At 68.6% G+C, this 13234-nt stretch carries 14 protein-coding genes; 5 read left to right on the forward strand and 9 right to left on the reverse strand.

Annotated elements, in window-relative coordinates; translation table 11 throughout:
• Positions 1–43: 43 nt before the first annotated feature.
• The 4 genes from D0D37_RS24970 to D0D37_RS24985 form a co-directional block, all read right to left on the reverse strand.
• Positions 44–328, reverse strand: coding sequence for a hypothetical protein (locus tag D0D37_RS24970; protein WP_116202998.1), 285 nt, complete (start codon positions 326–328; stop codon positions 44–46).
• Positions 329–523: 195 nt separating this feature from the next.
• Positions 524–1537 (reverse strand): non-homologous end-joining DNA ligase, encoded by a 1014-nt coding sequence (gene ligD, locus D0D37_RS24975; protein WP_116202999.1) that lies wholly within the window; start codon positions 1535–1537, stop codon positions 524–526.
• Entirely contained in the window at positions 1534–2610 is a 1077-nt protein-coding gene (locus D0D37_RS24980) for an ATP-dependent DNA ligase (RefSeq protein WP_208720136.1), read from the reverse strand. Before D0D37_RS24980 ends, ligD begins: the two co-directional genes overlap by 4 nt.
• A gap of 41 nt (positions 2611–2651) precedes the next feature.
• Entirely contained in the window at positions 2652–3788 is a 1137-nt protein-coding gene (locus D0D37_RS24985; RefSeq protein ID WP_116203001.1) for a DUF1015 family protein, read from the reverse strand.
• An 87-nt stretch (positions 3789–3875) separates the two neighbouring features.
• On the opposite strand from D0D37_RS24985, the gene D0D37_RS24990 reads away from it, so the two are divergent.
• On the forward strand, positions 3876–5402 hold the full coding sequence (locus tag D0D37_RS24990) for an MDR family MFS transporter (protein ID WP_116203038.1): 1527 nt from the start codon (positions 3876–3878) through the stop codon (positions 5400–5402).
• Here the strand turns inward: D0D37_RS24990 and D0D37_RS24995 are convergent.
• Both D0D37_RS24995 and D0D37_RS25000 read right to left on the reverse strand, forming a co-directional pair.
• Positions 5399–6283, reverse strand: coding sequence for a TIGR03854 family LLM class F420-dependent oxidoreductase (locus D0D37_RS24995; RefSeq protein ID WP_116203002.1), 885 nt, complete (start codon positions 6281–6283; stop codon positions 5399–5401). The genes D0D37_RS24990 and D0D37_RS24995 overlap by 4 nt on opposite strands.
• Positions 6284–6347: 64 nt before the next feature.
• Complete coding sequence (locus D0D37_RS25000) at positions 6348–6791, reverse strand: MarR family winged helix-turn-helix transcriptional regulator (RefSeq protein WP_116203003.1); 444 nt, start codon at positions 6789–6791, stop codon at positions 6348–6350.
• 105 nt (positions 6792–6896) lie between these two features.
• On the opposite strand from D0D37_RS25000, the gene D0D37_RS25005 reads away from it, so the two are divergent.
• The gene (locus D0D37_RS25005) at positions 6897–7292 is read left to right on the forward strand and encodes a DUF5313 domain-containing protein (RefSeq protein ID WP_116203004.1); all 396 of its coding nucleotides are present in this window, start codon (positions 6897–6899) and stop codon (positions 7290–7292) included.
• Positions 7293–7304: 12 nt separating this feature from the next.
• A complete protein-coding gene (locus tag D0D37_RS25010; RefSeq protein WP_116203005.1) occupies positions 7305–8234 on the forward strand; it encodes an RluA family pseudouridine synthase in 930 nt (309 codons plus the stop codon).
• On the opposite strand, the gene D0D37_RS25015 is transcribed toward D0D37_RS25010, so the two are convergent.
• Positions 8227–9000: a class I SAM-dependent methyltransferase gene (locus tag D0D37_RS25015; RefSeq protein WP_116203006.1), complete on the reverse strand. Its 774-nt coding sequence runs from the start codon at positions 8998–9000 to the stop codon at positions 8227–8229. The genes D0D37_RS25010 and D0D37_RS25015 overlap by 8 nt on opposite strands.
• A gap of 86 nt (positions 9001–9086) precedes the next feature.
• Entirely contained in the window at positions 9087–9692 is a 606-nt protein-coding gene (locus D0D37_RS25020) for a polysaccharide lyase family 7 protein (protein WP_162834458.1), read from the reverse strand.
• A 137-nt stretch (positions 9693–9829) separates the two neighbouring features.
• Here D0D37_RS25020 and D0D37_RS25025 point away from each other — a divergent pair, with 137 nt between their 5' ends.
• Together D0D37_RS25025 and D0D37_RS25030 are read left to right on the forward strand one after the other, a co-directional pair.
• Complete coding sequence (locus tag D0D37_RS25025; protein WP_116203007.1) at positions 9830–10408, forward strand: ArsR/SmtB family transcription factor; 579 nt, start codon at positions 9830–9832, stop codon at positions 10406–10408.
• 41 nt (positions 10409–10449) lie between these two features.
• Positions 10450–11076 carry an alpha-ketoglutarate-dependent dioxygenase AlkB gene (locus tag D0D37_RS25030; protein ID WP_116203008.1) on the forward strand — a complete coding sequence of 209 codons (627 nt, stop codon included), beginning with the start codon at positions 10450–10452 and terminating at the stop codon, positions 11074–11076.
• Positions 11077–11658: 582 nt separating this feature from the next.
• On the opposite strand, the gene D0D37_RS25035 is transcribed toward D0D37_RS25030, so the two are convergent.
• On the reverse strand, positions 11659–12936 hold the full coding sequence (locus D0D37_RS25035) for a cytochrome P450 (protein WP_162834459.1): 1278 nt from the start codon (positions 12934–12936) through the stop codon (positions 11659–11661).
• Positions 12937–13234: the final 298 nt, after the last annotated feature.

Here is a 13234-nt window from a genome sequence, read left to right on the forward strand (position 1 = left end):
ACCCGCGAGCCCTCCGACGGTCGTGAGGGGAACCCTGAGGGAATCAGAGTCCGTGAAGGTTCCCCTCACGGACGTCGGAGGGCTCGCGGGTCGCGTCGGGGTCCTTGGCGGGGTCTGTTGTGAGGGCCCGCTTTCCCTCGGCTGGGCGCACTGGCCGCAGTTGCATCGGCGGGTGAAGGGCTTCAGCGATCTTGGGGAGGTCCTCCGGGCGGGCCTTCGCCGCGAGTGTCCTCACCGTGAGCCATTTGCAGAGCGGGCGGACAATGCCGCCGACGACTGTGCCGGTGATGGCGACGATCGCCGCGTACTCGGCCGGGCCCATTGCCATGGTCGCACTCCCTGCCTGCCTGGTCAGGCAGACACGGACGCGTCAGCCCGACCAATGTTTCCACTGGGCAAGCTAAGGCCCCTTATCCTTAGCGCGGCTGACCGTGGCACCTGAACGCTTCCGCCGCAAAGCAGGCAGCACGATCAAATCACCGTAGCCTCCAGGATACCAGCCTGTGACGCGTGTCGTACCGAGTCAGTCCTCGGCAGCCACCTTCTTCGCCCGGCTCGGTGCGACTCGAGGCGGCTCGTTCGGCATCTTCGGGTACACCGGCGGCCACGGCGCGTCCATTAAGCCACGAGCCATATCCTCCCGCGACATCTCCAGCAGCGCCTCGATCGACTGCGGCCGCTCATTCGCCCCGGCCCACGGATCGCCTCGTTCCGCGACCAGCGCCGGGACTGTCGACAGGGTCAGGGTATCCGGCTCCACTGTCGCCAGTTCGTCCCAGGCGATCGGCGTGGAAACCTGTCCACCGACCCTCGGTCGCACGCACCAAGCGCCGAAAACGGTCTTGTGTGGCGCATTTTGATTGAAGTCCACGAAAACCCGCGAACCGCGTTCTTCTTTCCACCATTGGGCGGTGATGAGGTCCGGATGCCGCCGTTCCAAGGCGCGCGCCAAGGCTACTGCGGCCGCTCGTACCTCGTAGCCGTCCCATCGCGGTTCCAGCATGGAATACAGGTGCAGGCCCCGCGAGCCCGAGGTCTTCACGTGGACCTCGATCCCTAGCTCAGTAAGGAATTCGCGCACCAGTACCGCCGCTTCGCGCAGTTGCGGGAAGCCGATTCCGGGCGACGGATCAAGGTCGATGCGCAGTTCGTCCGCGATATCCAGCGACGCCGCGCGGTTGGGCCATACATGGAAACCCAGGCAGCCTTGGTTTACCGCCCACAGGACATGCGCCAGGTCAGCGGCCACAAGGGCGTCGCTGGTGGTGCCGTTCGGGGTGGAGACGACGGCTGTGGTCAGCCAGGAAGGGGCGTTCTTCGGCGTGCGTTTTTGGAACCACGATTTTCCGCCTGCGCCGTCTGGATAGCGTTCCAAAAGGAGCGGCCGTCCGCCTAGGCGGTCCAGCAAGGGGCCCGCGACGGCCTGGTAATAGCGGACGAGATCTAGCTTGGTTTCACCCCGTTCCGGGAAGTAAACCTTGTCGGGACTGGAGATCGTCAGTTCTACGCCGTCCAGTTCCAGCGTTACCCCGCTCATCGGGCCTCCCCGAAAAGATCCGCCAGTTCGGCTGGCGGGGCTTCGTCGAGTTGTGCGTAGGTGCACGATTCCGGAGTCCGGTCCGGGCGGAAGCGCACTAATCGTCCGCCGTGGCGGAAGCGGCCTCCTTGCAGGTGTTCGTAGCGGACTTCGGCGACCTGTTCCGGACGGAGTGGTTCCCACGACAGGTCTTTGTCCGGGGCCCAGCGGCTGTTCGCGCCGGGTCGCCGGACCTCCTCGGCTTGCCATTCCGCCCAGCTGCGCCACGGATGTCCGTCGAGTGCGTTTTCTCGCCAGGGAGCCAGCTCCTCGACCAGTTCCCGACGCCGGACCGCGGTGAAGCTGCTCGCGACGCCGACGTGGTGCAGCGACCCCTCGTCGTCGTACAGGCCGAGCAGCAGCGATCCGACGCCCTTGCCGTCCTTGTGCCAGCGGAAACCGGCGACGACGCAGTCCGCGGTGCGCTCGTGCTTCACCTTCAGCATGACGCGTTTGTCCTGTTCATACGGCAGATCGGCAGGTTTCGCCATGACGCCGTCGAAGCCTGCGCCTTCGAACCGGGTGAACCAGTCCTCGGCGAGGTCCGGGTCGGTGGTGATCGGGGTCAGGTGCACCCGTTGCAAGCCGCTCGAGGGCGCGAAGATCCCTTCCAGCGCACGCCGCCGCGTCGCGAAAGGTTCCGCGGTCAGGTCCTGCTCCCCCAGAGCGAGCAGGTCGAACGCGACGAAGCTGGCCGGAGTCTCTTCTGCCAGCTTCCGGACACGGCTCGCCGCCGGATGCAGCCGCAGCTGCAGCGCCCCGAAGTCCAAGCCGCGCGGGGTGACCAGCACGATCTCGCCGTCGACGACGCATTTGTCCGGAAGGGCGTCCCGCAGCAGCTCGACCAGCTCCGGGAAGTACCGGGTGAGCGGGCGGTCGTTGCGCGAGCCGAGTTCGATCTCGTCGCCGTCGCGGAACACCACGCAGCGGAAGCCGTCCCACTTCGGTTCATACCAGAACCCGCCGTCGCGCGGCACCTCGTGCACGGCTTTGGCGAGCATCGGCCGCACCGGCGGCATCAGAGGTAGCTCCACCCGCGCGATCCTAAGCGGAACAGACCCTGACCTGCACCTTTTTACCAGCGCGCCAGAACCAGCCCGCCCCGCGGCTTGGGCGTGAAGTAGGTAGCCTTCCTCGGCATCCGCCGTCCCGCGGCGTGCACCGCTTGCACCGTTTCGAACGGCACCGGGGCCAGCTGCACCACCGCGTCCGCGTCCGGCGGGACCGGGCTGCCGGGCAGCAGCGGGCGGACGTGCGGGCCGTCCGGGTCGAGGCCGAGTGCCGAGCCGAGGAGCAACTGCTCCACCACCTCGTGGTCGATCACCAGCGGATCCGATCCGGGCAGCCGCACCCGCAGCACGCGCGATCCGGCCAGCACCACCGCTGTCCCGGGGCACGACGGCGGGGTCGCGTCGTCCGACCAGGTCACGTCCAGTCCTGCCTCCTGCCAGGCGGCGTACAGGCTCTCGGCGGTGCGTCCAGTTCCGAGGAGCACACGGTTGATCGCGCGGATCTCCAGCTGCGACCCGGCCGTGATCAACGCCAGCAGCTGCCCGCTTCCGGCCGCGGCCGCGACCCGGTGATTTCCGTCCGCCACCAGCAGATCGCTCGCGGACGCGGCTTCCAGCAGCCGTTCCTGCATCTGGCCCGGGCCTACCACCCAGAGTTCGTGCGGCAGCCCGGCTCGGTCCACAGTGGACACATCGGGATCCGCCGAACTCGCTGCTTCCTTGACCGCCGCGGTCAGGTCCGCGCCGTCGCCGACCGGTACGAGGAGCGCGGCGCTCGTCGCGCAACCGAGGCCGTCCAGCACGGCCGCGCGCTCGGCGACCACCTCCGGATAGACCTCCTCGGTGTGCTTCACGTGCGCGTCGGCCGAGGTCAGCTCCCGGACGTCGACCACGCACAGCACGCCCGCGATGGTTTCGCCAATCCGGTAGGCCGCGACGAACCCGGTTTCCGGCCGGTAATGCCCGGTCAGCAGCCGTTCGAGCGTCGCCCGCGCCTCCGGCAGCGCCGCCTCGACGTCCAGCCCTGCCGCCAGCGCCTCGGGAGTCCGCGCGGGATGCTGCGCGGCCAGCAGGGTGTCTCCCTCCACCGCCGCGAGCGCCCTCGTCACGGCCTCGGGTTCAGCGAACTCGTCGACATCCGGTCCCGGCACCTCGCCCTGAACGACCCAGCCCCGGCCGATCGGCCGCACCCACCTGTCCATCCCTCCATGATGGCGGTCCGGCCGACCCTCGGGCACCGATCGATCGGCTGGGGAATGCTTGCCGAGGCGAAGGAGTTCATTCCCAGCATGGGTAGCACGAGCAGTCCGCCCGCGGCGAAACGCGCCGCCGTAGGCCTTCGTTCCGAGCGGGGTCCCGTCCTCGCCGCCGTCATGCTGAGCACCGGCCTCGTGGCCCTCGACAGCACCATCATCGCCACCGCGGTCCCCTCCGTGGTCCGCGACCTCGGCGGGTTTTCCCAGTTCCCGTGGCTGTTCTCGATCTACTTGCTCACCCAGGCGGTCACCGTGCCGCTGTACGGCAAGTTCGCCGACGTCCTCGGCCGCCGCCCGGTGATGTTCTTCGGGATCGCCGCGTTCCTGCTCGGCTCGGTGCTGTGCGGGTTCGCGTGGAGCATGCCGGTGCTGATCGCGGCGCGCGCGGTGCAGGGCATCGGCGCGGGCGCGGTCCAGCCGATCAGCATGACGATGGTCGGCGACCTGTACACGGTCGAGGAGCGCGCCCGGGTGCAGGGCTACCTCGCCGGCGTGTGGGCGGTCGCCTCGGTGATCGGGCCGACGCTCGGCGGCGTGTTCGCCGAATACCTCAGCTGGCGGTGGATCTTCTTCGTCAACCTGCCGCTCGGCGCGCTCGCCGCGTGGATGCTCTACCGCAAGTTCACCGAGCAGGTGAAACGCACCCGGCACAAGGTCGACTACGCCGGCGCGACCCTGCTGACGCTCGGCTGCGCACTGCTGATCCTGGCTCTGCTGGAAGGCGGGGTCGCGTGGAGCTGGACGTCCGCGCCGAGCGTGGCGATCTTCGCCGTCGCCGTCCTGATGCTGGTCACGTTCGTCCTGGTCGAACGGCGCGCGGACGAACCCGTGCTGCCGCTGTGGGTGTTCACCCGGCGCACGCTGATCGGCGGAAACCTGGTCGCCCTCGTGACGGGCGCGGTGCTGCTGGGCTTCAGCTCGTTCCTGCCGACGTACGCGGAAGGCGTGCTCGGCACGGACGCGCTCACCGCGGGCTTCGCATTGGCCGCGCTGACGATCGGCTGGCCGATTGCCGCGTCGCTGTCCGGAAAGGTCTACTTGCGGATCGGATTCCGCGACACCGCGTTGATCGGCAGCGGATTCCTGCTCATCGGGGCCATTCTCGCGACGTTCCTCGGGTTGGACTCGGTGGTCTGGATGGCCGCGGCGGCGGTGTTCGTGGTCGGTGTCGGCCTCGGGCTTTCGTCGAGTCCCACCGTGGTGGCCGTGCAGTCGACTGTCGGCTGGGAGCGCCGCGGCGTGGTGACCGCGACCAACATGTTCAGTCGTTCGCTGGGCAGCGCGGTCGGCACGGCGATCTTCGGCGCGATCGCCAACGCCACCCTCGCCGGCCGGTTCGCCAACCCGCCCGCGGAGGTCGCCGGGCACCTTCCGGCGAGCGTCGACGCGACCAGCCGCGTTCTCAGCGGCGCACACGACAACTCGCCGGCGACGGCGTACGTGCGCGAATCCCTCGCCGGAGCCACGCACAACGTGTTCCTCGCGATCGTGGCCGTCTCGGTGATCAGTGTCGTCGCGTTGCTGCTCATGCCCCGCAAGACCGAGCAGCTGACGTTCTAGTTCTGCAACGGAACGAGTTCGCGCACGAAATCGTCGAGGAACTGCCGGTAGTCGCCGGAGTATCCGGGCCGGACCACGAATTTCGTGAGTCCGGCCTCGACGTGCTGCTCGATCATCCGGCGCGCCTCGGCCCAGCTGGTGGGCACGAGTTCGGTGGCCGAACGGCCTGGATTGCGCCGTTCGGCCACCGTCCGCAGCCCTTCCGGAATCCCGTGCAGCGCCAGGACCATGCTCAGCCCGAAGTGGTCCGATTCGATCTCGCGGTCGGCTTCGGCAGCAGCCTCCTGAATCGCCAGCCGCGCCGCCCGGGACTGCTCCGGCGTATGGAAACTGCCGAGCCATCCGTCGGACAACCGGCCCGCGCGACGCAACGCCGCCGGGGCAGCTCCGCCGACCCAGACGTCGAGCCGCTTTGCCGGGCGCGGCCCGGTCGTCACGCCGTCGACCTGGAAAAACTCGCCGTCGAAGGACACGTTGTCCTGTTCCAGCAACAGGCGCAGCAACGCGAGCGACTCGTCGAACACCGCGGCGCGACGGCCGTCCGGCACCGGGAACAGGGAGCGTTCCGCGGGCTGCGCGGGCGTCAGGCCGAACACCGGCAGCACGCGTTTGGGAGCCAATCCGGCCAGCGTGACCAGCTGTTTCGCGACCAGCACCGGGTTCCGTCCGGGCAGGATCGCCACGCCCGTGCCCAGTTTGAGCCGGTCGGTGCGGGCCAGCGCGTGCGCCATGCCGATCAACGGGTCGACGTCCGGCGAATAGATCACCTCCGACAGCCACAGCGAGTCGACGCCCGCCGCCTCCGTCAGCTCCGCCAACCCGGAGAATTCCGCCGGCCCGGTCCCGAGTCCCGGAGCCACCCCCACCCGGATCTTGTCCACGCTCGCTCCGCTCAGTCGGCACGTTCCCTTGAGCAGAACCGGATCCGGACGCTGGTTCTTCCCGCTAGGCGGTCGCTTCGATCACCCGGCCGAGCGCGGCGTGCAGGGCTTCCAGCTCGGAAACCTCCATGCCGAGCCGCTCGACGACGCGATACGGAATTTTCTCCGCCTCGGCGCGCAGATTCCGCCCCTTCTCGGTCAGCTCGACGGTCAGCTGGCGCTCGTCGGCCCGGCTGCGGCCGCGGGTCACGTACCCGACCGCCTCCAGCCGTTTGAGCAGCGGCGACAGCGTCGCGGGCTCGTGCCGCAACGCCGTGCTGAGATCCTTGACCGACCGCGGCGACTGCTCCCACAGCGCCAGCATCACCAGGTACTGCGGATGGGTCAGCCCGTGCGGCTCCAGCAGCGGCCGGTAAATCGCGATGACGCTGCGCGAGGCGACCGACAGCGCGAAGCACACCTGCCGGTCGAGCTTCAGCGGGTCCTCGCCAAGGTCGATCTCGGCCACTCGTCCTCCTCGTGCTCGGGCCCACTCTAGCGCGGGCTGCACCACACTAATAGTTAGTGTACTAATCATTAGGGTACTCTGGCCGCAGATCCCAAGGAGGCACTAGTGACCGAACGGCCCGGCGTTCTCCGCTGGTTCTGGTACGCCGTGAGCGGACGGCTCCCCGAGCGCTACCAGGACTGGCTGCTGCACGACGCGACGTCCCAGCACTGGAAGGCGCGGCACGTCCTGCGCGCGACGGTGGGCATCGCGCCGCTGTGCCTGGTCTGGCTGCTGCTGCCGGCCCCGCTCGGGCTGCGGCTGGCGATCGTGCTGATGGCCGCGCTGGTGTCGTACTTCTACTCGTGCGCCTACATGGAGGAAAGCATCGACCACCGGTTGTCCCGCAACGGTTTTCCGCCCGGAACCGGCAAGCGGATCCGGCGCGAGAAGGCCGCCGAGGCAGGTGCCGAGGCGACCGCCCGCTACATCGCGGCGTACCGGCAGAACCCGCCCGACTAGACTCGGGAGCCGATGAGACGCAAGCGCCCGGCCCCGATCCCGCCCCGGCACGGCCTCGACCCGGCCCGGCTGCGGCTGCCCGACGAGGGCCCGTGGACGACGCTGCTGGAGCACCTGGTCGAACGCCTGCCCCGGGTCGCCCCCGCGCGGATCGAGGAAATGCTGCACGAGCAGCGGATCTACGGCGAAGACGGTCCGCTCGGGATCGACGCGGCGTACGTCCCCGGCTCGTTCATCTGGTTCCATCGCGATCTGCCGGACGAGGTTCCGGTGCCGTTCGACGTCACCGTCCTGCACCGCGACGAACACCTGCTGGTGGTCGACAAACCGCACTTCCTGGCGACGATCCCGCGTGGACGGCACGTCTTGGAAACCGCTTTGGTGCGGTTGCGCCGTTCGCTGGATCTGCCCGCGCTGTCCCCCGCTCATCGGCTCGACCGCGTGACGGCCGGGCTGGTGATGTTCGTGATCACGCCGTCCGCGCGCGGGGCGTATCAGACGATGTTCCGTGATCGGTTGGTATACAAGGAATACGAGGCGATCGCGCCTTATGATCCCGCCTTAGAGCTGCCCCGGACCGTGCGCAGCCGGATCATCAAGGAGCGCGGCGTGCTGGCCGCGCAGGAGCTTCCCGGGCCACCGAATTCGGAGTCCACAGTGGAGCTTCTGGAGCACCGGGACGGGCTGGGCCGCTATCGCCTTACCCCCGCCACCGGACGCACGCATCAGCTGCGGGTCCACATGTGTTCTTTGGGAACTCCCATTCTCGGCGACGACTTTTATCCGGAGCTGCACGAGAAGCCGCTGGACGACTTCACGAAACCGTTGCAGCTGCTGGCAAAAGTGCTGGAATTCGATGATCCGCTGAGCGGTGAGCATCGCCGGTTCACCAGTCGTCGGACGCTCACAGCCTGGGACTCGCTCGACGAATGGGCTAGTTGACGGCTACGGCAAGGAAATGCGCGCTGGCGTTGATGAGGAGCGGGTCCTGTTCGACCAGACGGGCGCAGCGAAGGGCCGCGTCCACGCGTGCGTCGAATTCTTCGAGACCGGCGACGTCCAGTGCGGGCCAAGCGGGGCCTTCTACGCCGTACACGGAAATCCCGGACAGGCCAGCGGTTTCCAGCTCGTCGCGAAGCTCGTCCGCGGTGTGGAAATGCGCGGGTACGAAGCCGACGTGGCCGTCGTAGCGTCCAGTACCGATGACCTCTTCAACCGCAGTGCTTAATTGCTCGGTGAGCTGACCGTTTGTTCCGGTTTCCAGGGCCGAGAGATAACGACTGATCGCAGCGGCGAACAGCAGTCCTCCAGGCCGAAGCACGCGCCGGGCTTCGGCAATCGCCTGCGCACGGTCGTCGGATTCGGTCAGGTGATAGAGAGGGCCCATCAGCAACACTGTATCCGCACTATTGTCCGGCCAGGGCAAAGCTCGTGCATCGCCGACTTCTGCCGTGACGCCTTCGATTTCGACTGCCTCCGCGACATGACCGGCCACCGGATCGACTACGTGCACCGAATGTCCGTCCGCGGCCAGCCAACGGGCGTGCACCCCGGTTGCCCCGCCGACATCGAGCACTCTCTGCCCCGTCGACGGTATCGCTCTGCGCACGAGTTCTTGGGTGCGCCGGAATTCCAGTCTGCCGTGCGGCGATCTGACCAGCCGCGTGTTCTCAGCGGTCTCGGTGTCGTAGTGCTCAACCAAAGTCATGGCCGCAACAGTGACCGAATTCCCGTGCCGCGGCAACGGAAATTCCCGCCGGACGGATGCCGGGCACCCGTCCGGCGGGCAAGCGATCACCTGGTCCAGAACTTGATTCCGCTCCACTGCACGGTAATCGGCCCGGCCCCGCTCGCCGTCCGGTATGACCCGAACTTGTCGTAATAGCTGCCCGAGGGGCTGTCGTCCGTCTGCTTCAGCGAACCGTTGATGTACACCTTGTGCGAGCTGCCGACCTCGTTGATCGTGTTGACTCGCACCGAAGTCCCGACTGTCGCACCGGTCGCCACCGTCTGGCCGTTCTCCACGGTGTACAGCCGACCGCCCTTTTCTACTGCCAGCAGGAAATACGGCCCGGCGTTCGAACCATCGCGGAACGTCTGTTTCAGGCTGATCCGCGAACCGCCCATGCTGGTGATCTTGAAAGACCCCTCGAACTGGTGCGTGCCGCCGGTGTAGGTGTCGTAGCGGCGTTCGGCCCGCTGCTCGCCGCTGCCGTCGGAGCAGGTCAGCTTGAAGGTGAGCCCGCTGACCTGGCCGCAGCCCTTCTGCTGCTCCTTGTACCCCGGCGACCAGGGTTTCCAGGTGCCGCCGCCGACCTGGGCGTCCGCGACCGGGGCGAGAATCGCGAGCCCGCACACCGCCGCCGCCAGGACTCCGCCGATCCGGGTTCTCGTGCGCACGTGCCAACCTCCGTGGAACTCAGGGCGGCGGTAGCGGTACAGGTCCAGACCACTGGGTGCTCACTCTAAGTCCCCGGCCGGTCGCGGACAAGAGCCCGTCCCTTGACGACTTTGTTTGTCACTGCTTGGCTCAAGGGATGCAGGACGTCGAAGTGATCGAGGACCCCGCCGTCGCGGCGGCCGCGCTGGACCCGGTGCGCGCCCGCCTGCTGGCCGCGCTGACCGAACCGGCGTCCGCCGCGGCACTGGCCGCCAAGGTGGGCCTGACCAGGCAAAAGGTCAACTACCACCTGCGCGCGCTCGAATCGCACGGCCTGGTCGAACCCGCCGGGACCCGGCAGTGGGGCGGCCTCACCGAACGGCTCTTCGCCGCCACCGCCGGTGCCTACTTGGTCTCCCCCGCCGCTCTCGGCGCGGCCGGAGCCGCCCAGGTAACGCCGGACCGCCTTTCGGTGAGCTACCTGCTGGCCGTCGCCGGTCGGACCCTGCGCGAGGTCGCCGGACTGGCCCGACGCGCGGCTCGCGCGGGCAAGCCGCTCTCGACGCTGACTTTGGACACGGAAATCGCCTTCGCCTCCGCCCGTGACCGTTCGTCGTTCACCGACGAACTGACCACTCTGATCACCGACCTTGTGTCCCGCTACCACAACGAATCCGCCCCCGACGCCCGCCTGCACCGGCTCGTCGTCACCGCGCATCCCAAGCCCGCCGAGTAGTTCATCCGAACAGGTGTTCGATCGTCGTGTAGCTTGGAGGCATGAGTCAGGCATTTCAGGGCTCGCTGTTCGGTGCCAGCGGGCCGGCCACGGTGGGCCCGCTGTCCACCGTGCAGCGCACCGAACTCGGGCAAGGCGCGTGGATCGACGTGCTGCCGGGATGGCTCGACGGCTCGGACGAGCTGTACGAGCACCTGGCGGCCGAGGTCCCGTGGTACGCGGAGCGGCGGCAGATGTACGACCGGGTCGTCGCCGTCCCTCGGCTGCTGTGCTTCTACCGGGAGCACGCGCCGCTGCCGCATCCGGTCCTGACCGAGGCGCGGGAGGCGCTGTCCGCGCATTACGCGGCTGAACTGGGCGAACCGTTCCGCACGGCCGGGCTCTGCTACTACCGCGACGGCCAGGACAGCGTCGCCTGGCACGGCGACGACCTAGGCCGCGGCCGGACCGAGGACACCATGGTGGCGATCCTGTCCGTCGGCGCGGCCCGGCATCTGGCGCTGCGGCCGAGGGGCGGCGGGGACTCGCTGCGGTACCCGCTGGGACACGGGGACTTGATCGTGATGGGCGGGTCGTGCCAGAGGACGTGGGAACACGCGATCCCGAAGACGGCCCGTTCGGTGGGGCCGCGGATCAGCGTGCAGTTCCGGCCGAGAGGAGTGCGATGAGGTGAGAGGTGCGGCGAGGGAGCTGCTGGGAGAGGGGCGCGGTGCCGGGCGCTGAGTTGGCCCGGTTCGAGTTGATGGGTTCCGAGCGTGACACCGTCGATTCGAGCGTGCCCGTCGTGTGCGCTGCGAGCGCGCCGTCGAGGTGGGCGAGCTGTCGGCATTGCCGCTGTCGGTGATCGCGCTGTCGGTCTTCCCGCTGTCGTCATCGGGCAGTTGTAATCGCGCTGTCGGTCTTCCCGCGGTTGTCATCGCGCGGTTGTCATCGCGCGGTTGTCATCGCGCGGTTGTCATCGCGCGGTTGTCATCGCGCGGTTGTCATCGCGCGGTTGTCATCGCGCGGTTGTCATCGCGCGGTTGTCATCGCGCGGTTGTCATCGCGCGGTTGTCATCGCGCGGTTGTCATCGCGCGGTTGTCATCGCGGTCGGTGTTGCCGCTGTCCCAAGCCGTCCGCTGGGCATATCCATAGCATCCGGCGGTCGGGGTTCGATCCCGCAACCCCGCCGCAGCCGTGCTCGAATCCTGCGCGCCACCAGTCTCCGGCCTGCCCGAGGCGGCCCCCTTGGCGGCCCCGGGATCGAGCGTCAGTCCACCAGCACCGGCAGCGAGTCGAGCCCGTACACGATCGACACCTTCCGGAACGCCAGTTCCTCCGGCTGCACCGCCAGCCGCAGGTTGGGGAACCGCCGGACCAGCGCCGGATAGGCCGCCCGCAGTTCCATCCGGCCCAGTTCCGCGCCGATGCAGCGGTGGATGCCGTACCCGAACGCCAGGTGCGAGGACGGGTCGCGGGTCGGGTCGAAGCGGTCCATGTCGCCCTTGCCGAGCACCGGGTCGCGGTCCGCGACCGACAGCGACACCAGCACGATGTCGCCTTCGCTGATGTGCACGCCGGCGACGTCCAGGTCCTGCTTCGCGAACCGCGGGAACGCCATCTGCACCACCGTCAGGTACCGCAGCAGCTCCTCGACGAACCGGTGCACCGAATCGTCGTCGCCCCGGACCGCCTCGAACGCGGCCGGGTCGCGCAGCACCACCAGCGCGCCCAGCGCCAGCATGCTCGCCGTGGTCTCGAGGCCGCCGGTCAGGATGCCGTCCGCGAGACCGGCGAGTTCGCGGTCGTCGATCTCGTCGCCGTGCTCCTTGATCAGCATGCCGAGCAGGCCGTCGCCGGGCTGTTCGCGCTGCTTGCGCACGATTTCCAGCAGGTATCCCAGCGACTCCGAGATCGCGCCCAGCGACGCGCCCGCGCCGCTGAACAGGTCAAATCGCGCGGTGCTCAGCCGCTGGAAGTCCGCGCGGTCCTCATAGGACACGCCGAGCAGCTCGCAGATCGTGAGCGACGGGATCGGCAGCGCGAACTGCTCCCACAGATCGACCGGACCGTCGGCGGCGGCCATCGCGTCCAATTGGCCCGCCACAATCTCGTCGATCCGCGGCGTGAGCCGGGACAGCCGGCGCATCGTGAACTCCGGCGTCAGCAGCTTCCGCAGCCGGGTGTGGACCGGCGGATCGGCGAATCCGAGACCGCCCGGGTTCTGGTCCTCCGTGACGCCCGCGTTGCCGACGAGGTTCGTGAAGTCGTTGCTGAACTCCGTGCCCTTCCCGAGGACGGCCTTGGCCTCCTCGTACCCGGTCACGAGCCAGGCGTTCATCCCGAACGGCAGGTCCAGCTTGCTGATCGGCGCCTCGCCGCGCAGCCGGCCGAGGTCCGGGACCGGGTCGAGACCCTGGCGGCGCAGCGGCTCCAGGGCCGAGTCCGGCAGCAGCGCCATCTTCTCGAGATCGAAACCGCGCTTCTGCTGGCGGGCGATGTACCGGCGGCCGGCCCAAGCGAGGACGCGCGAACGGAGACTCCCCATGCCGGCGACAGTACCGCAAGCACCCCGCGCACCGGTCCTCGGCGGAGACGCCCGTCACCCTGTGACCAGCGCCGGTGCCCATCACGCACCCTGCGCAGAACAGGCGCTCGCGACCTGCTGTCCCGATAGGAATACGCCACGGACAGCGACCTCGCTGGGTCCACGGCCGAGGAAATCGCGGCTGCGCAGGAGGAAGTCGCCAAGGACATACGCTGGCAGACGCATCGCGGGCGATCGCGCCAAGCCGCCGTCGCCCCACGCCAGGATCGGGCCGGGGCCCGCAAGAACCGCGGCAAAT

The sequence above is a fragment of the Amycolatopsis circi genome (assembly GCF_003385235.1).
Taxonomy (GTDB): Bacteria; Actinomycetota; Actinomycetes; order Mycobacteriales; family Pseudonocardiaceae; genus Amycolatopsis; species Amycolatopsis circi.